The organism is Burkholderia sp. BCC0322 (genome assembly GCF_902833045.1).
Classification (GTDB): domain Bacteria; phylum Pseudomonadota; class Gammaproteobacteria; order Burkholderiales; family Burkholderiaceae; genus Burkholderia.
In genome coordinates, this window is the sequence record NZ_CADFDU010000008.1 from 256,007 (window position 1) to 272,749 (window position 16,743).

Here is a 16,743-nt window from a genome sequence, read left to right on the forward strand (position 1 = left end):
CAGTGTTGGCACGCCACCATGAAAATGGGCGGGACAGGCCCAAGCCTGCCCCGCCCATGAGCCGATGCGCGACGATTACAGCGTACGCGCGACTTCGGTCACTTCGAAGACTTCGAACTGGTCGCCTTCGATGACGTCGTTGAAGTTCTTCACCGACATACCGCACTCGAAGCCTTGCTTCACTTCCTTCACGTCGTCCTTGAAGCGCTTCAGCGATTCGAGTTCGCCCGTGAAGATCACGACGTTGTTGCGCAGCACGCGAACCGACGACGAGCGCTTGACGATACCGTCCGTGACCATACAGCCAGCGACCGTACCGACCTTCGGCACCTTGAACACCTGGCGCACCTCGACCATGCCGGTGATGACTTCGCGCTTCTCCGGCGCCAGCATGCCCGACATTGCCGCCTTCACTTCATCCACTGCGTCGTAGATGATGTTGTAGTAGCGGATGTCGATGCCGTTCGACTCGGCCAGCTTGCGCGCCTGTGCATCCGCACGCGTGTTGAAGCCGATGATGACAGCCTTCGATGCCGTTGCGAGGTTGACGTCGTTTTCGCTGATGCCACCCACCGCGCTGTGCACGATCTGCACGCGCACTTCGTCGGTCGACAGCTTGAGCAGCGACTGTACGAGCGCTTCCTGCGAGCCCTGCACGTCCGCCTTGATGATGAGCGGCAGGTTCTGCACTTCGCCTTCGCCCATCTGCTCGAGCATGCTTTCCAGCTTCGCGGCCTGCTGCTTCGCAAGCTTGACGTCGCGGAACTTGCCTTGACGGAACAGGGCGATTTCACGCGCCTTGCGCTCGTCCGGCAGCACGATCACTTCCTCGCCCGCACCCGGCACTTCCGACAGACCCTGGATTTCGACCGGGATCGACGGGCCAGCTTCCTTCGTCGGCTTGCCGTTCTCGTCGAGCATCGCACGCACGCGGCCGTAGGCCGTACCCGCCAGCACGATGTCGCCGCGGTTCAGCGTACCGGACTGAACGAGGATCGTCGCGACCGGGCCCTTGCCCTTGTCGAGCTTCGCTTCGATCACGATACCCTTGGCCGGCGCCTCGACCGGTGCCTTCAGTTCCAGCACTTCGGCCTGCAGCAGCACGTTCTCGAGCAGATCGTCGATGCCTGCGCCCGTCTTTGCCGACACCGGCACGAACGGCGAATCGCCACCGTATTCTTCCGGCACGACGCCTTCCGCGACCAGCTCCTGCTTGACGCGATCGGGGTTCGCTTCCGGCTTGTCGATCTTGTTGATCGCGACGACGATCGGCACGCCACCCGCCTTCGCGTGGGCGATTGCTTCCTTCGTCTGCGGCATCACGCCGTCGTCAGCGGCGACCACCAGCACCACGATGTCGGTCGCCTTCGCGCCGCGTGCACGCATTGCCGTAAACGCTTCGTGGCCCGGCGTATCGAGGAACGTGATGACGCCACGCGGCGTTTCGACGTGGTAAGCGCCGATGTGCTGCGTAATGCCGCCCGCTTCGCCCGCGGCAACCTTCGCACGACGGATGTGGTCGAGCAGCGAGGTCTTGCCGTGGTCGACGTGGCCCATCACCGTGACGACCGGCGGACGCGGCAGTTGCTCTGCGTCGGTGCCGGTTTCGCCTTCGACGAGCAGCGCTTCCGGATCGTCGAGCTTCGCGGCAACCGCGCGGTGGCCCAGTTCCTCGACGACGATCATCGCCGTTTCCTGGTCCAGCACCTGGTTGATCGTGACCATCTGGCCCATCTTCATCATCACCTTGATGACTTCGGAGGCCTTGATCGACATCTTGTGCGCGAGATCGGCAACCGAAACGGTTTCCGGCACGTGCACTTCACGCACGATCGGCTCGGTCGGCGCCTGGAACGACGATGCGCTGTCCTGGTGACGGCCGCGCCCCTTCGGGCCGCCGCGCCAGCCGCGGTCGACGCCGCCGCTCGAATCGCCGCGCGTCTTGATGCCGCGACGCTTCGCCGCGTCGTCCTGCCAGCCGCCCTTGCCTGCGCCCGGCTTCTTGTTGCGGTCGCCCGCACCTGCCGGCGCCTGCGTCGTTGCCGGTGCTGCGCCAGCCGGCTTCTTCACGGCCGGACGCGCCTGCGCACCTTCCGGCTTTGCCGGCTTGTGCAGCGTGCCCTTCGCTTCGGCCGGCTTCGGCGGCTCGACCGGCTTCGGCGGCTCGACTGCCTTGACCACGGCCTTACGCGGCGTGTTCATCATTTCGCGAATCGCGCGCGCTTCGGCTTCCGCCGCCGCACGGCGCTTGCTGATCTCTTCCTGCTCGGCGCGCGCCTTGTCGGCCGCCTCGCGGGCAGCGTCTTCAGCCTTCTTCGCCGCTTCGCGCTGCGCCGCACGTTCGGCGGCTGCGCGTGCTTCGTCCTGCGCGGACTGCGACTGCGTAGGCGCCGCTTGCTGCTCGGCTGCAGCGGCCTGCTGCGCGACCGCCTGCTGCTGTGCCGCCGCAGCTTCGGCCGCGGCACGCTTCGCCGCCGCTTCTTCCTCGGCGCGACGGCGCTCGGCTTCGGCCGCCTCCTCGCGGGCGCGGCGTTCCGCTTCCTCGCGCTCGAGGCGCTCCTGACGCTCGCGGAGTTCCTGCGCCTGCTTCTCGAGCAGCTCGGCCTCGCGGCGCGCCTCTTCTTCGCGACGCTTCAGTTCTGCATCGTCGTCCGCTTCGGCGACTTGCGCCTGACCCTGTTCCGCACCCTCGCTCACGTCGTCGCGCTTGACAAACGTACGCTTCTTGCGGACCTCGACCTGAATGGTGCGAGCCTTGCCCGTCGCGTCAGATTGCTTGATCTCCGACGTATGCTTGCGGGTCAGCGTGATCTTGCGCTTGTCGCCGTCGGTTGCGCCGTGTGACTTGCGCAAATGATCGAGCAGACGCGCCTTGTCCGTTTCGGACAGCGCATCGTCTTCACTCGCTTTCTGGACGCCCGCTGCCTGCAGCTGTTCGAGCAGCACACCAGCAGGCATTTTCAGTTCCGCGGCAAATTGGGCTACGTTGTTACTCGCCATTCATTCCTCTTAGTGCAAGGACCGATTCCTTGCGGTTAGCATCGGGTCAGGCCATACGGCCGCCATCAAATCAGTGCGCCATGGTCATTTCTCACTGGAACCAATGTTCACGTGCTTTCATGATCAACGCCTTAGCGGCATCCTCTTCCATTCCGGTCATGTCGACCAGTTCATCTACAGCCAGCTCGGCGAGATCGTCGCGCGTCTGCACGCCGTGTTCGGCCAGCTTCGCGAGCAGCTCCGGCGTGATGCCGTCGAGGCTCTTGAGATCCAGCGCTGCGTTCTCGACCTTTTCTTCGTTCGCGATGGCCATCGTCAACAGCGCGTCGCGTGCGCGGTTGCGCAGTTCGTGCACGGTGTCCTCGTCGAACGCCTCGATTTCGAGCATTTCGTTGAGCGGCACGTACGCGATCTCTTCCAGGCTCGTGAAGCCTTCGTCGATCAGGATGTCGGCAACTTCTTCGTCGACGTCGAGACGCGCCATGAACAGCGCACGCAGCCGGTCGCGCTCTTCACCCTGCTTCAGGGCGGATTCGTCCGGCGTCATGATGTTGATCTGCCAGCCGGTCAGTTCGCCTGCAAGGCGAACGTTCTGACCACTGCGGCCAATCGCGACAGCCAGCTCGTTCTCGTCGACGACGACGTCCATCGAGTGCTTTTCTTCATCGACGACAATCGACTGGACAGCTGCCGGCGCGAGCGCGCCGATCACGAACTGGGCGGGATCCTCCGACCATAGCACGATGTCGATGTTTTCGCCACCGAGCTCGTTGCGCACGGCCTGCACGCGGGAACCGCGGATGCCGACGCAGGTGCCGATCGGGTCGATCCGCTTGTCGTATGCGATGACGCCGATCTTCGCGCGCACGCCCGGGTCGCGAGCAGCCGCCTTGATCTCGAGCAGACCCTGCTCGATTTCCGGCACTTCCATCTCGAACAGCTTCATCAGGAACTCGGGCGCCGTACGCGACAGCTCGATCTGCGGGCCGCGCGCGGTGCGGTCGACCTTCGCGATATACGCGCGCACGCGGTCGCCCACGCGCAGGTTTTCCTTCGGGATCAGCTGGTCGCGGCGCAGCAGCGCCTCGACACGGCCCGACTCGACGATGAAGTTGCCCTTGTCGAGGCGCTTCACCGTACCCGTCATGATCTTTTCACCACGCTCGAGGTAGTCGTTCAGGATCTGCTCGCGCTCGGCGTCGCGCACCTTCTGCAGGATCACCTGCTTCGCGGCCTGCGCGCCGATGCGACCGAACTCGATCGACGGAACGGGTTCCTCGACATACTCGCCGACTTCGACGTCGGGCTTCTGCTCACGTGCTTCGAACAGCAGGATCTCGCGATCCGGCTCCTGCAAGCCTGCCTCGTCGGGCACGACGAGCCAGCGACGGAAGGTTTCGTGCTCGCCGCTTTCGCGATCGATATGGACGCGGATTTCGGCGCCTTCGTCGAACAGCTTCTTGGAAGCGGACGCGAGCGCGGCCTCGAGGGCGCCCAGCACCACATCCTTGTCGACGTTTTTCTCGCGCGCCAGCGCATCCACCAGCATCAACACTTCGCGACTCATTATTTGCGGCTCCTAAAGTCAACTTGCGGAATCAGGCGGGCTTTGTCGATATCGGCCAGCGTGAAATCCAGCATGGCTGCCTCGCCCTTCTTCCCCTCAAATTCCAAACCGATCGTTTCGCCATTCGGCGCGTGCAGAATGCCCCGGTACGTCTTGCGCCCGTCCAGCGGCTTTTTCAAGGTCACGGAAACTTCGCTGCCGGCGAAGCGCTCGAAGTCGGCCAGCTTCTTCAACGGGCGGTCGAGCCCCGGGGACGAGACTTCGAGCCGTTCGTAATCGATGTTTTCGACCGTCAAGACGTGCTGGAGCTGACGCGTGACCTTTTCGCAATCTTCGAGCGAGATGCCGGCAGGCTGATCGATATAGATGCAAAGCATGCCGCGCCCGGTGCGCTCGAGATCCACCAGCTCGTAGCCGAGCCCGGTGACCGTGGTTTCTATCAGTTCCGTCAGTTGCACAGTGTCCTCTCAGGTGTTCGCGCCCGCCGCTCGCGATTCACCCGCGGGCGCGCGCCTTAGCCGGCGCAGGAAGCGCTACCCGAGATGCCTAACCGTTTCAGCAAAAAAAAATGGGCGGAACGCCCATCTTCTTACTGGTGGTCGCACCTGAGCCGCACATTGAATCCGTACGCCCAGCGACTTCGCGATTATAGCGATTTTTGGCGCAAACGCCAAGCCAGCCGGTAAAAGCAGCGTGTCGACTGCCTTTACGGGCCCAAAAAAGCGAAATCGGGCTGTTCGATCAACCGGCGCGATCGACGCATGCCGGTAATCGGTCATGCCGGCGGCCATCCAGCGCCGCGCGACATATATACAGCCGAAAGCAATAAACGCGATGCCTCGCGTCGACAAGACCGGCCGGCACGCCGACGGCCTTGCACCGCATGCCTGAATGCTCAGCGGCTACGCGTGCGGCTGCGCTGCGGACGCTGACCGCCGCGTGGGCCGCCGCCGTTGCCGGCGCCGTCGGCACGATTGCCGTTCGGGTTGCGATTACCGCCCTTGCTGCCGCCGCGCTTGGGGCCCGCGCTGTCGCGCTTGGGGCCTGCACCATACGACGCGCGGTTGCCGTCGACATCGCCACGGCCACCGCCGACGCGATTGCCATCGCGCCCACCTCCGCCCGCACGGTTGCCATCTCGACCGCCGCCGGCGCGATTGCCGTAGCCCGACGGCGCGACCGGCAGGCTGCCGTAGCCGCTCAGGCCCGGCAGGCCCGGCCCGCCGCGGCGACCACCGCCACGACGCGGCTGATCCAGCTGCCCGTGCGTCGTCAGCACCGGCTCACGGCTGATGAAGCCCATCGACGTCTGCATCGGATCGGGCTGGCGTCGCTCGGCCTGGCCGGCAGCGCCGCGCTTGCCCTTTTCCTCGGACGGCGCTTTCAGCCCGACGGTCGCCATCAGCTTGCGCACCTGCGTGTCGTCGAGCTCTTCCCAGCGACCGCGCTTCAGGCCGCGCGGCAACGGAATCGGGCCGTGACGCGTGCGGATCAGGCGGCTCACCATCAGGCCGACCGCCTCGAACATCCGGCGCACTTCGCGGTTGCGGCCTTCGGCCAGTGCAACGTGATACCAGTGATTCGTGCCTTCGCCGCCGCCGTCGCGGATGCGCAGGAAGTTCGCCGGGCCGTCATCGAGCTCGACGCCGTGCAGCAGCTTTTGCCGCATGCCTTCGGCCAGCTCGCCGACGACGCGCACCGCGTACTCGCGCTCGACGCTGTAGCGCGGGTGCATGAAGCGGTTTGCAAGGTCGCCCGAAGTCGTCAGCATCAGCAGACCTTCGGTATTGAAGTCGAGGCGGCCCACCGCGAGCCATTTCGCCGTCTTCATCGGCGGCAGGCGGTCGAACACCGACGGACGGCCTTCCGGATCCGCATGGCTGACGATCTCGCCCGTCGGCTTGTGGTACAGCAGCACGCGCGGCGGCTTGTTCGGCAGCTTGCGCTTGACCGGCTTGCCGTTGATCCGCACCTGGTCGGTCGGCATGATGCGCTGGCCGATGTGCGCCGGCTCACCGTTCACCGACACGCGGCCGGCAACGATCAGCTCTTCCATTTCGCGGCGCGAGCCCATGCCCGCCTCCGCCAGCACCTTGTGAAGCTTCGGCGCGTCGTCGTCAGGCGACAGCACGCGCTTGTTCGCCGGCTGGTTGCGGCCGCGACGCAGCATCGGCGCGCGCACGCCGCTACCGCCCGCGGAGTTGTCGGCGTCGAATGCCGGCGACGTCACGTAGGCGAACAGCTCGTCCTGGGACGCATCGCCACCCTCCACCTTCGCCGCACCGCCTTCAGCCTTCGATGCGCCACCGCGACGGCCCTGGCCGCCCTGGGACTTGGCCGCAGCACCTTCGCGCTTGGCGGCCGGCTTGCGAGCACCCTTGGCCGCACCTTCCTTGCGCGGTGCACGCGCCGGCTGCTGCGCTTCGGCGGCCTCGGCCGGCTGCGCGTCAGCGCCTTCGCCGCCCTGCGGTTCGCCTTCGGCGCCCTTCGACTTGGCCGCCGCGCGACGCCGCGCGATCAGGCTGCGCGGGCCTCGCCGCAGACCGCGGCGGGGACGCTCGTCGCCACCCTCGGCCGAAGCGCCCTGCTCCGGTGCATCGTCGGCACGCGCCGCCTGCACGGCAGGCGCGGACGATTCAATATCGTGGATATCTGTCAAAACAACCTCAAAATGTCAGGTCTCGCGCCCGACGCGGGCGCGGCAAGAAGTTGGCCGCGATCAGGCGCGACGCTGTTCGGGTTCTGCTTCGTCGTCAGGCAGCGCGTCGGCACCGATGGGTGCACTGGCGCTTCGTACGGCATCGGCGAGACTGTCGGACGTGTCGTCCAGCATCTCGTCGTCCGCAGGACGGGAACGGGGGGCGTCGGCCCGACCAGCCTCGCCAGGCATGTCGCCGGCCGCTTCCGCTCCGTCTCCGGCAACCGCTTCGGCCGCCGGCTTGCGATCTTCCTCGCTCCAATCCGCGCGCAGCGCCTCGGGCTGCACACCGGCTGGCACTGCTTCGGCGCCAGCCTGTTCGATTTGTTCCGTTTGCCCGCGATCAGTATCGAGCGTATCGCGGCTCGCGATTTCATGCGTCGACGCGACGTCCGCCGCGGGATCATCCGGCAATCCTGCCGATTGACCGGCGAATGCCTCATCCGTTTGCGGCGCGTCGCCCGCTGCGTCGCCTGCGACCGCCATGCCCTCGTCGAAATCCATCGCCTGCTGCGCAAGCAGCGCGGCCTCGATGTTCGCGGCCGGTTCCTCGAGCGCAGGCAGGTCATCGAGCGCCTTCAGGCCGAGGTCGTCGAGGAACTGCTTGGTCGTCGCATACAGCGCCGGGCGCCCCGGTACGTCACGATGACCGATCACTTCGATCCAGCCGCGATCCTCGAGTTGCTTGACCACCTGCGTATTGACCGTTACGCCGCGAATCTCTTCGATGTCGCCGCGCGTGACGGGCTGCCGGTACGCGATGATCGCGAGCGTTTCGAGCACGGCACGCGAATACTTCGGCGGCTTCTCGGGATGCAGGCGATCCAGATAGTGACGCATCGCCGGCTTGCTCTGGAAGCGCCACCCGGTTGCGAGCGCCACCAGTTCGACGCCGCGACCGGACCAATCCTGTTTCAGATCTTCGAGCAACGTGCGGACCGTGTCAGCCGACACGCCGTCGGCAAAGAGCTTGCGCAAATCGCCGAGTTTCAGCGGTTCCTGCGCGCAGATCAAAGCAGTCTCGAGGACGATCTTCGCCTCTTGGGTATTCATGCAGCTAGGCCAGACCCTGTGGTCAAACGAACCGGATCAACAAACAGACGAAAGGAACGGAAGACGCGCTCGCCCGATTCTGATCGGTCATATTGATGGGAGCACGAACCGGGGGCGGCGAACCAACTTCAGGCCAGGCCCAAACCGGACGGAACAGCACGGCTCAACGACGGAACCGCGTGACTGAGCGCCATATTACGCAAAATTGCCCGGTGCGTAAAGATGAGCCGAACGAGCCGCCACCCGCGCGCCGCGTCCGCTCCGGCCCCGCTTCAGCGGACAGCTGCGCCGAGTGCGAGGAACCGGCGCAACCGCTCGACACCCGCGTCGAGTCGTGCCGGATCACAAGCGTAGCACCAGCGCACGAACCCTTCCCCCTCCGGGCCGAACGCCCGCCCGGGTGCAAGACCGAGCCCCGCCTCGCGCACCAGCGTCTTGCAGAACGCAAGACTGTCTGACGCGCCCGGGAGGCGCAGAAACAGATACATCGCGCCCGACGGAGGCGGCACCTCGCCCCCCGGCAGCGTACGCAGCGCGGCAACCAGGTGATCGCGCGCATCGCGCAGCGCCGCAACGAACGACCGTACGAACGGCTCGCCATCGCGCAGTGCGACTTCACCCGCTGCCTGCACGAAGCCCGGCGCACATGACGTGTTGTATTCGACGAGCTTCGCCAGGTCAGCCATCACCGCTGCGGGCGCGATGAGCCACCCCAGGCGCCAGCCCGTCATCGCCCACGCTTTCGAAAACGAGTTCACGACCACGACCCGCTCGTCGCGCGATGCGATGTCGAGGAACGATGGCGCGCCGTCCGCACCACATGCGTCGAAAGCGAGCCGCTCGTACACCTCGTCGGCAACCAGCCAGATGCCGTGGCGACGGCAATGGGCGAGCACGGCTTGCTGGTCGTCGCGCGACATCGTCCAGCCGGTCGGGTTATTCGGCGAGTTGATCAGCAGCATCCGCGTATCGGGCGTCAGCGCCGCGAGCAACCGCCCGACATCGAGCCGCCAGCCCGCAGCGCCATAGCCGAGCGGGACGCATTCTATCCGAGCCCCAAGGATCTTCGGGATCTCGACGAGATTCGGCCACAGCGGCGTGACCGCGACGACGCGTTCGCCCGCACCGACCAGCATCTGCGCGGCCAGCATCAGCGCGCTCACGCCCGAACTCGTCACGGCCACGGTGTCGGCCGTCGTGACACCGTGACGAGCGCTGACGTAGGTCGCGATCGCGTCGCGCAGCGGCGCTGTGCCGAGGTTGTGCGTGTAGAAGGTCGCGCCGTCGCGCAGCGCCGCCGCCGCGGCGTCGCGGATGAAGTTCGGCGTCACGCGATCGGATTCGCCGAACCAGAACGGCAGCATGTCCGACACGCCAAAGCCGGCGTTTGCCACCTCCCGGATCAGCGACGGACGCAACGCGTGCACTGCGTCGCGCGCCGCAGGCGCGCCGGCTACCGGAAAAGACTCTGCGAAATGCGCCATCGAGAACCACCTTCGAGGAACACGATCCGCGTAGTGTACCGGCCCCTAAGCCGGACTGGCGCGCGTCGGAGCGCGTCAGTCGAGATCCTCCGCCCTCGCAGGCATCTGCCGCACGAGTTCCCAGATCGCCTGCGCAGCGGGTGACAACGACCGGTCGCGGCGGCGCACGAGTTCGACCGTACGCTCGGTGCGTGGCGTGAGCGGCCGCGCGACGAGCGTCGAGCCGGCCGGGAGCGGCAGCGACAGCCACGGCTGCACACTCACGCCGACACCGGCCTCGACGAGTCCGAATACGGTCGCCGAATGCCCAAGCTCTTGCATGACCGTCGCGTTGACGCGATGGGCAGCCAGCGCGGCATCGATCAGCGGCCGGCTTCCCGACGCATGATCGAGGAGCACGAGGCGCTCGCCGTCCAGCGCCGTCCAGGGCACCTCGGCACGCGCCGCGAGCGGATGGTCGGCGCGCGCGACCAGGCAGAACGAATCGGTCATCAGCGATTCGCAGAACAGATCGGCCACCGTGAGCGGCCCGATCACGACACCGAAATCGACCTCGCTCGACTTCACCTTTCGCAACACGTCGCTCTGCACGTCGTCGCGCAAACCGAGCGTCACGAACGGAAACTGGCGCTCGCACGATGCAACCACGCGCGGCATCAGCCGGCACGCAATCGTCGGGCTTGCTGCGACGATCACGCGCCCGCGGCGCTGCTCGCCGATTTCGCGAATCTCTCGCAGCGTGTCGTCGAGATCGTCGAGCAGACGCGACACGCTCGCGATCAGGTTCGCACCGACATCGGTCAGTTGCACGTCGCGCGTCGTGCGGTCAATCAGCTTCAATCCGAGCTCGGCCTCGAGCTCGCGCACGCAGCGGCTGACCGCAGACTGCGTGAGCCCGATCTCGTCACCCGCGCGACTGAAGCTCTTGAGCCGCGCGACCTCGATGAAGACGCGAAGCTGGCGCAGCGTGACGTTCATTTCATGACCTCATCAATCGTCGATATCGATGCGCGATTTTAATGCGCGAATCCGGCGTCGATGTGCGAATCAGGCACCGGCCCCACATGTTTCGCTGCGGTGCAATACATCCGCGAACGCACGTGGTGCGGGCGAACTGCACAAGATTGGTGATTGTCCCGATTTGCTGGTGGGTTATTTTGGCGTCTTATACGCCCCTAGCTGACTTAGCCGTTAGCTCGCTGCCAAGCGGCTCTCGAGGGAATTACCTCCGACATGGCACGCTTCGTGCATTACCTGACGCACAGGGCGCAGGTTTCGTCGGACGGAAGAGCAGAAACGCCGCTGCCGGCCAACCGGACGCCCCCACCCGGCACTCGACGATCGAGTGCTTGAAGAGTGCGCGGCGCAGGGCAGCGCACCGGAGTTAGCTTCGCTGAGGTGAGGACATGATGCTGTTCGACGATTTGAGAGATAACGAGTGGGCGCTGGTCGAGGGTCTGTTTTGCTCGGAACCCGCACGGAGTGAGCGGCGCGGCCGCCCCCGGGTGGAAGCCCGCTCGGTGGTGAACGCCGTGCTGTGGGTGCTGTCGACCGGAGAAGGCTGGTCGAAGCTGCCGGGCCGCTATCCGTCGCCGCCGACTTGCCGCCGTCGCTTCGACGAATGGCAGGCCGACGGCACGCTCGCCGAAATCGTGAAGCGACTCGGCACGAGCGGTCGGCAGATCTCCCTGCGCGGGCGCATCGGCGCAAGCGCCGCGAAGCCGCCTGCACCGCCGAGCCGCGACCGGCTGCGCGGCGCCTTCTGGACCAACCCGGAATCCTGGCGCGCGCCCGTGAAGATGGCGTAACGAATGATCGATCGGGCGGCCTCGGCCGCCCGGTTTCTTTTTGCGACGCGACTTGTTCGCGACGCCGGCGTTGCCGTCGATTACCGTTGTCGTGCCGCGATACATCTATTTACCAATATTTACAGCAAGCCTGCACTCCCACGCTTACCTTAGCGAGATATCAACAGGCCGCATCGACGGCTTGAAGGGAGCCCCGCCATGAAACCAATGTCACTGCTCGTTGCATGCGGCATTGTCATTTCCCTGGCGTTGTCCGCTCCAGCCCATGCCGACGATCGCGCGAAGCCGCCCCATCGCCAGCAGGATCACCGGAACACGCCCCGCCAACCGCCGTCCGCCAACCCGTCCAGCCGGCAGACCGTGCCGCGTGGCGACCTGCGCGGCGACATCGCCAGCAATGCGCGAGCGCGCATCGGCTCGCAACCGTCCGACGGACCGCGTCATCCGTAGTCCTGCCAAATTCGGGATTTCGCCAAAGAAAATACCCGCAGTCGGGAACTGCGCCGCACGCGATGAGTCACAACGTTGCCATGAGCACAGCGTGGCAACAGCAAAAGTATCCGGTACGCCCGTATCCTCGTGATACGGGCTTTTTTTTGGGGCATCGCCAGCCGCACGGCGATGCGGGCGGCGGGATGATCGGCCGCTACAGGCGGCTTTCGAGAATTGCCACGGCACTCGCTTCGCTCAATGCGTAGTCGGCCATGCGGCGATCTGTCCAGGAAAGTAATTTCTCGTCACGCTCGAGGCGCGAGAATTCGGCTCGACCGCTTTCGGTCAGCACGGCAATGTCGACCGGTGCATGGAAGCCCGGCGCTGGAGCAACGGTTTTCTGCCTGACCGTGTCCATCAGCCCGAGCGAACGGAGATACTCGAACACGCCCGGGCGGCGCGCCCACGGTACCTGGCGGTACTGCACTCGTCTCAATGCGTCGAGCACCGCTTCATTGGAATACGTGGCCATCTCGATTCTTTCTTAAAGTGCAGCGACAATGCGAAGCGGCGCGCCGGGCGGCGTCACCGCCCGCCGATACCGCCACCGATTCTGGAAGCCGACGTTCGGCGTCGCGTCAGGGCCGGATCGTCAGCCGTCCATAAAAAGACACCATACCCCAATCAAATTGATTCTGTTCGATTCATTTGTACTTCTCTTCATCTGTTTCATGCTCTGCCGCAAGCGGCGACGAATCATCTCGATCGCCGCCGTTGCGCTGTTCTGGCTGCTCGCGACGGGCTGGCTCGCCGCGCCGCTGATCGCCTGGAGCGAGGCGGGCGTCGTACCCGTCGAGCACCCGGACATGCACGGACGGACCACACTGATTCTCATCGGCGCCGGCACGAAGCGCACCGACTCCGGGCTGCGGCCGCCATCCGATGGAGCCGCCCGCATCCACAAGATCGCCGCGCTCTACCGCACCTGCCGGCAACGGGCCGAGCGCTGCACCGTGGTGATGTCTGGCGGTGACCCGCAGAATCACGGCGAAACCGAGGCTGCCGTATACGGCCGCCAACTCGTCGCCGAAGGCGTCGCGCCCGCGGATCTCGTTCTGGAACCGGATAGCCGCACAACCTACGAAAATGCGAAATTCACTGCATCTATACTACGCTCACAGTATGACGACGCACGCATTCTCGTCACTTCGTCATACCAGATGCGCCGCGCATTGCTCGATTTCCACCGTTTCGGGATCGATCCGCAGCCCGTTTATGCGAATCGCCGACGCGCTCAAACGGGTTGGCTGCCGCGCTGGCTCAATGTCGTCAACGCCGCGCAAGCGCTGCACGAACTGGTCGGCATCGCTCAATTCCATGTCTATCGATGGTTTGGATGGTTCTGACCGCTGCATGGAAACCGGAGCGGAAATGACTACGGCGGCTACGATGGCAGGCGCGTGACGAAGCGTGCGAAGTGTTGCGCGACTTCAACGAGACCTTGCGTCGCGCCACGATCCGATGCACATTGATCCGTCACTTTTGTTACACTCGACACGCACTCGATTGCAGTCGCCAGACAAAACGGCAACACTCGGGTTCATCACCACTTAGCGGAGGTAAAGCAATGAAGAAGACGTCCCTGGCTATCCTGGTTGCGATGTCGGCGCTGACTGGCGCAGCGTATGCGCAAGAGAGCACGGAAATCAAGACGATTACCGATCCGGCCAAGATCTCCGAGATCGAGCAACGCGCACAGGCGCTGCAACAGCAGCAAGCGGCTGAAGCCGCACAGCCGGCGATGCAGGAAGAGCATCACCACGGCAAGAAGGCTGCTCACCACAAGGCTGCTGCGAAGAAGGCCGGCAAGAAGGCTGCCAAGGCCGCAGACGCTGCCAGCCAGTAAGTTCGGCGGCACCGCACAAGCGAAAAGCCGAATCCGGGCAACCGGGTTCGGCTTTTTTGGTTGCGGTGCCCGTGCGCTGTGCTAAAGTCGCGCACCGAAATTTTCCACCCGTGCGCACCCCGGTGCGGAGGACAGCATGAGCAACATTCAACTCGACATCGAGTGGACCGAAGCAGCCACTCGCCAGATCAAGCAACTGATGCCCCGCGGCTCGGCTGACGCGTTCCTCGCGCTGCCGCCGATCGAGTGCCTGCCGATGGAGGGCGACGTGCTTTTCCTCGGCCCGCAAGGCAAGCAGCAACCGTTCATCGTCGCAGAGCGCCAGTACCATCACGACGGCGACGCAGACTGGACGATCATCCTGATCCTCGACGTACCCAACACGTCGCACTGACGCACCCCGCGACCGAACAGGTCCGGTCGCCCCACCCGGCTCAGGCGAGCTTCGACAGCACGCGGATTTCGGAACGCTCGATCCAATTCGCGGCCGCTTCGCGATAAGCGAGAATGTGCGCGGAGCGCGCATGAGCAGCAAGCGCCTCCCCGCTTTCCCAGCGCTCAACGAATACGAACCGCGCGGGCTCCTTCAAGTCCCGGTGCAGGTCGTACTGCAATGCCCCTGCTTCGTTGCGGGTCGGCTCGACGATCCCTTCGAGCTGGACACGCAACTTCTCCTCGGCGCCCGGCTTCGCCACGATCAGCGCCACGTCTGCAATTTCCGCCATTCCCGCCTCCTTCGTCTTGAGAAGCCCGAGAATACGCGAATCGCGCATCGGCTGCGCCAGCACGGTATCGCACGACAGCCCCAAAAAAATAGCCCGCGCTTCAGAGAAGCGCGGGCGAAACCGTCGCCCTACGAGGATAGGCGACGGGGCCATCGAGATCCGCACGCTGGCGCGGATCGTCATCAGTTGCGCCGACGCTCGTCGCGCCGACATTCGAAAACGTCGATACCGTTTATCGGGCGCTCGCGGCACACCCCCGGTTTCTGACGCCATCCTCCCTGTTCCATCAATTTCAACATATAAAGCAGGTTGCGTGCCAACTGCACCAAACCGACCATCTCGTTGATTTATAAGGGAAAAAATTTTCCGCCGACAATGCCGCATGCGTTTTTCCGCCGTAACGCGCGGATGTTACGTAACGTCACGAGAAGGGACCGAACCTCCAGCACAGGTGCGCGCCGGCGAGCGGCCATAAAAAAGCCCGCCATATGGCGGGCTTTTCAGTAGCGCGGAGAAACGCCGAAATCAGCGGAGCTGATTCACGAGCAGCCCCATGATCTGGCGAGCCGGTGACGACGTGTCGATCGCGCCCGAATCGTCGACGACCGCGACACGCGTCTGGTCGGCCGTGAGTGCCTTCACGTTGACACGGTATTGCTTCGCCTGCTTTTCCTTCTTGCCGTGGAACAACTGGCTCCAGAAGCCCTGCTCGGCCGAAGTCAGATCCTTCGGATCAACATAGCGCACGAAATACAGGCCCTTCGTGCGATCGCGATCGTCGACCGTGAAGTTCGCACGATCGAGCGCGAGACCGACGTGCAGCCACGACCGGTCGTACGGCTCGCCAAGCGTGACTTCCGACGGAACGGCAGCGTCGGCCGCATCGTTGCCTTGCGCCGACGTGCGGGAAACGTTTTGCGCGGCAATCGCTGCAGCAGCCTTCGACGATGCGTCGGCGTCGGCCTTCTTGTCCTTCGGGACCGTGTTGTCCTTGATGTTCGCGATTGGCGGCTCGCCGTTCTTCGCGCGCTGCTCGTTCTGCGCGAGCACCGCCATCAATCGCTTCAGGTATTCGGTCTCGAGTGCCGGATCGTTCGGCTTCGGTTCCCACTTGCTCGAATCGTTGTTCGAGCCCGTGATCGCTTCGCGCATCCCCTTCTGGCTGATGAAGACATAGGTGCCGCCATTCGGCGCCGAATCGAGACGCGTACGGTACTTGTTGCGCTCGGCCGTCACGTACGAGTTGCCCATCGCCTTCGAGATCACGCTACGGATCAGGCCGTCGTTGATCTGCGGATGAGTTTCGTTCCAGTCGGTTTCCATCACGCCCTTGTCGCGCTGGTCGACGACGAGCAGGAAGCCCTGCTCCTGCCAGAAGCGGCGAACCTGCGGCCAGACGTCGGCCGGCTGCTTGCCGTCGATCACGAGCCAGCTCTCGGTGCCATCGCGCTGGATATGCATGCCGGTCACAGCCGGAGCGACAGTGTCCAGCGCAGGCGCTGCCTGCTGGACCTGCTGAAGCGCGGAAAGGGAAGTCGCGCCGCCCTGGGGCGGCAGCGAACGCTGATCGGCCGTCTCGTCGAGCATATTGGGCGGCACTGCGAGCGACGCTTCCTTCGATTTCGAATCGCTCTTGTAGTCCACTTTCGTGGGCGACGACGTACCGCAACCGGCAACGAGCGCGCCGGTGGCGAGCACTGCAGCGAACCGCATGGTAAGACGAAGATCAGTCATGTTCGGGGAATCCTCTTCCGCTAAATCACGGCGCTTTCCGTGGATCAACCTTGCATTTTACCGGGGCCGCGCCACGATGTGCAAAAAAGCGACGGCCAAGAAAAAACCCGCGCCAGCTTAAGCTGACGCGGGTTCTTGTCTGGTCGGGGCGAGAGGATTTGAACCTCCGACCACCTGCACCCCATGCAGGTACGCTACCAGGCTGCGCTACGCCCCGAAAGAAAAAAATTATAACAGACAGTTTTCCGATTTAGAACGGGTCGCATGCATTTTGTGAATGTTCTTGTGAATTTTTTTGGGTGTGGCGGTTCCGATGCAAGCAACGACGCGCTTGGC

14 protein-coding genes, 1 tRNA gene and 1 pseudogene are annotated in these 16,743 nt (G+C 64.5%); 5 read left to right on the forward strand and 11 right to left on the reverse strand.

All coding sequences use genetic code 11. The features are described from left to right. Nucleotides 1-75: 75 nt before the first annotated feature. The 7 genes from infB to HWX39_RS23205 all read right to left on the reverse strand — a co-directional run bounded on the left by infB (nt 76) and on the right by HWX39_RS23205 (nt 10,780). Entirely contained in the window at nt 76-3,000 is a 2,925-nt protein-coding gene (infB, locus tag HWX39_RS23175) for a translation initiation factor IF-2 (protein ID WP_175970149.1), read from the reverse strand. A 91-nt stretch (nt 3,001-3,091) separates the two neighbouring features. Further along, a complete protein-coding gene (nusA, locus tag HWX39_RS23180; RefSeq protein WP_006476166.1) occupies nt 3,092-4,567 on the reverse strand; it encodes a transcription termination factor NusA in 1,476 nt (491 codons plus the stop codon). Beyond that, a complete protein-coding gene (gene rimP / locus HWX39_RS23185; RefSeq protein ID WP_011351796.1) occupies nt 4,567-5,025 on the reverse strand; it encodes a ribosome maturation factor RimP in 459 nt (152 codons plus the stop codon). Before rimP ends, nusA begins: the two co-directional genes overlap by 1 nt. Nucleotides 5,026-5,462: 437 nt before the next feature. Further along, nucleotides 5,463-7,226, reverse strand: coding sequence for a 23S rRNA pseudouridine(2605) synthase RluB (gene rluB / locus HWX39_RS23190; protein ID WP_175970150.1), 1,764 nt, complete (start codon nt 7,224-7,226; stop codon nt 5,463-5,465). A 60-nt stretch (nt 7,227-7,286) separates the two neighbouring features. Beyond that, nucleotides 7,287-8,318: an SMC-Scp complex subunit ScpB gene (scpB, locus tag HWX39_RS23195; RefSeq protein ID WP_175970151.1), complete on the reverse strand. Its 1,032-nt coding sequence runs from the start codon at nt 8,316-8,318 to the stop codon at nt 7,287-7,289. A gap of 272 nt (nt 8,319-8,590) precedes the next feature. Further along, nucleotides 8,591-9,802 (reverse strand): pyridoxal phosphate-dependent aminotransferase, encoded by a 1,212-nt coding sequence (locus tag HWX39_RS23200; RefSeq protein WP_175970152.1) that lies wholly within the window; start codon nt 9,800-9,802, stop codon nt 8,591-8,593. 75 nt (nt 9,803-9,877) lie between these two features. Further along, nucleotides 9,878-10,780 (reverse strand): LysR family transcriptional regulator, encoded by a 903-nt coding sequence (locus tag HWX39_RS23205; RefSeq protein WP_175970153.1) that lies wholly within the window; start codon nt 10,778-10,780, stop codon nt 9,878-9,880. Nucleotides 10,781-11,211: 431 nt separating this feature from the next. On the opposite strand from HWX39_RS23205, the pseudogene HWX39_RS23210 reads away from it, so the two are divergent. Further along, nucleotides 11,212-11,598: pseudogene (locus tag HWX39_RS23210) on the forward strand (transposase); the annotation flags it as partial. A gap of 210 nt (nt 11,599-11,808) precedes the next feature. Further along, complete coding sequence (locus HWX39_RS36385) at nt 11,809-12,060, forward strand: hypothetical protein (RefSeq protein ID WP_244135076.1); 252 nt, start codon at nt 11,809-11,811, stop codon at nt 12,058-12,060. Between the two features lie 196 nt (nt 12,061-12,256). On the opposite strand, the gene HWX39_RS23220 is transcribed toward HWX39_RS36385, so the two are convergent. Next, complete coding sequence (locus HWX39_RS23220) at nt 12,257-12,574, reverse strand: hypothetical protein (protein WP_011351791.1); 318 nt, start codon at nt 12,572-12,574, stop codon at nt 12,257-12,259. A gap of 157 nt (nt 12,575-12,731) precedes the next feature. On the opposite strand from HWX39_RS23220, the gene HWX39_RS23225 reads away from it, so the two are divergent. From HWX39_RS23225 to HWX39_RS23235, 3 genes are all read left to right on the forward strand, one after another. Continuing rightward, the gene (locus HWX39_RS23225; RefSeq protein ID WP_175970181.1) at nt 12,732-13,448 is read left to right on the forward strand and encodes a YdcF family protein; all 717 of its coding nucleotides are present in this window, start codon (nt 12,732-12,734) and stop codon (nt 13,446-13,448) included. 221 nt (nt 13,449-13,669) lie between these two features. Beyond that, nucleotides 13,670-13,948, forward strand: coding sequence for a hypothetical protein (locus HWX39_RS23230; RefSeq protein ID WP_011351789.1), 279 nt, complete (start codon nt 13,670-13,672; stop codon nt 13,946-13,948). 136 nt (nt 13,949-14,084) lie between these two features. After that, nucleotides 14,085-14,342 (forward strand): hypothetical protein, encoded by a 258-nt coding sequence (locus HWX39_RS23235; protein ID WP_021162409.1) that lies wholly within the window; start codon nt 14,085-14,087, stop codon nt 14,340-14,342. Between the two features lie 40 nt (nt 14,343-14,382). Here the strand turns inward: HWX39_RS23235 and HWX39_RS23240 are convergent, their stop codons facing one another. The 3 genes from HWX39_RS23240 to HWX39_RS23250 all read right to left on the reverse strand — a co-directional run bounded on the left by HWX39_RS23240 (nt 14,383) and on the right by HWX39_RS23250 (nt 16,624). Further along, nucleotides 14,383-14,673: a putative quinol monooxygenase gene (locus tag HWX39_RS23240; protein ID WP_175970182.1), complete on the reverse strand. Its 291-nt coding sequence runs from the start codon at nt 14,671-14,673 to the stop codon at nt 14,383-14,385. Nucleotides 14,674-15,198: 525 nt separating this feature from the next. After that, nucleotides 15,199-16,407, reverse strand: coding sequence for an outer membrane protein assembly factor BamC (gene bamC, locus HWX39_RS23245; protein ID WP_175970155.1), 1,209 nt, complete (start codon nt 16,405-16,407; stop codon nt 15,199-15,201). A gap of 140 nt (nt 16,408-16,547) precedes the next feature. Next, nucleotides 16,548-16,624, reverse strand: a tRNA-Pro gene (locus HWX39_RS23250). Between the last annotated feature and the right edge of the window lie 119 nt (nt 16,625-16,743).

Coding starts and splice junctions, on each gene's coding strand:
- infB (WP_175970149.1), bottom strand. CDS start 3,000: ATGGCGAGTAACAACGTAGCCCAATTTGCCGCGGAACTGAAAATGCCT.
- nusA (WP_006476166.1), bottom strand. CDS start 4,567: ATGAGTCGCGAAGTGTTGATGCTGGTGGATGCGCTGGCGCGCGAGAAA.
- scpB (WP_175970151.1), bottom strand. CDS start 8,318: ATGAATACCCAAGAGGCGAAGATCGTCCTCGAGACTGCTTTGATCTGC.
- HWX39_RS23200 (WP_175970152.1), bottom strand. CDS start 9,802: ATGGCGCATTTCGCAGAGTCTTTTCCGGTAGCCGGCGCGCCTGCGGCG.
- HWX39_RS23205 (WP_175970153.1), bottom strand. CDS start 10,780: ATGAACGTCACGCTGCGCCAGCTTCGCGTCTTCATCGAGGTCGCGCGG.
- HWX39_RS36385 (WP_244135076.1), top strand. CDS start 11,809: ATGAAACCAATGTCACTGCTCGTTGCATGCGGCATTGTCATTTCCCTG.
- HWX39_RS23220 (WP_011351791.1), bottom strand. CDS start 12,574: ATGGCCACGTATTCCAATGAAGCGGTGCTCGACGCATTGAGACGAGTG.
- HWX39_RS23230 (WP_011351789.1), top strand. CDS start 13,670: ATGAAGAAGACGTCCCTGGCTATCCTGGTTGCGATGTCGGCGCTGACT.
- HWX39_RS23235 (WP_021162409.1), top strand. CDS start 14,085: ATGAGCAACATTCAACTCGACATCGAGTGGACCGAAGCAGCCACTCGC.
- HWX39_RS23240 (WP_175970182.1), bottom strand. CDS start 14,673: ATGGCGGAAATTGCAGACGTGGCGCTGATCGTGGCGAAGCCGGGCGCC.
- bamC (WP_175970155.1), bottom strand. CDS start 16,407: ATGACTGATCTTCGTCTTACCATGCGGTTCGCTGCAGTGCTCGCCACC.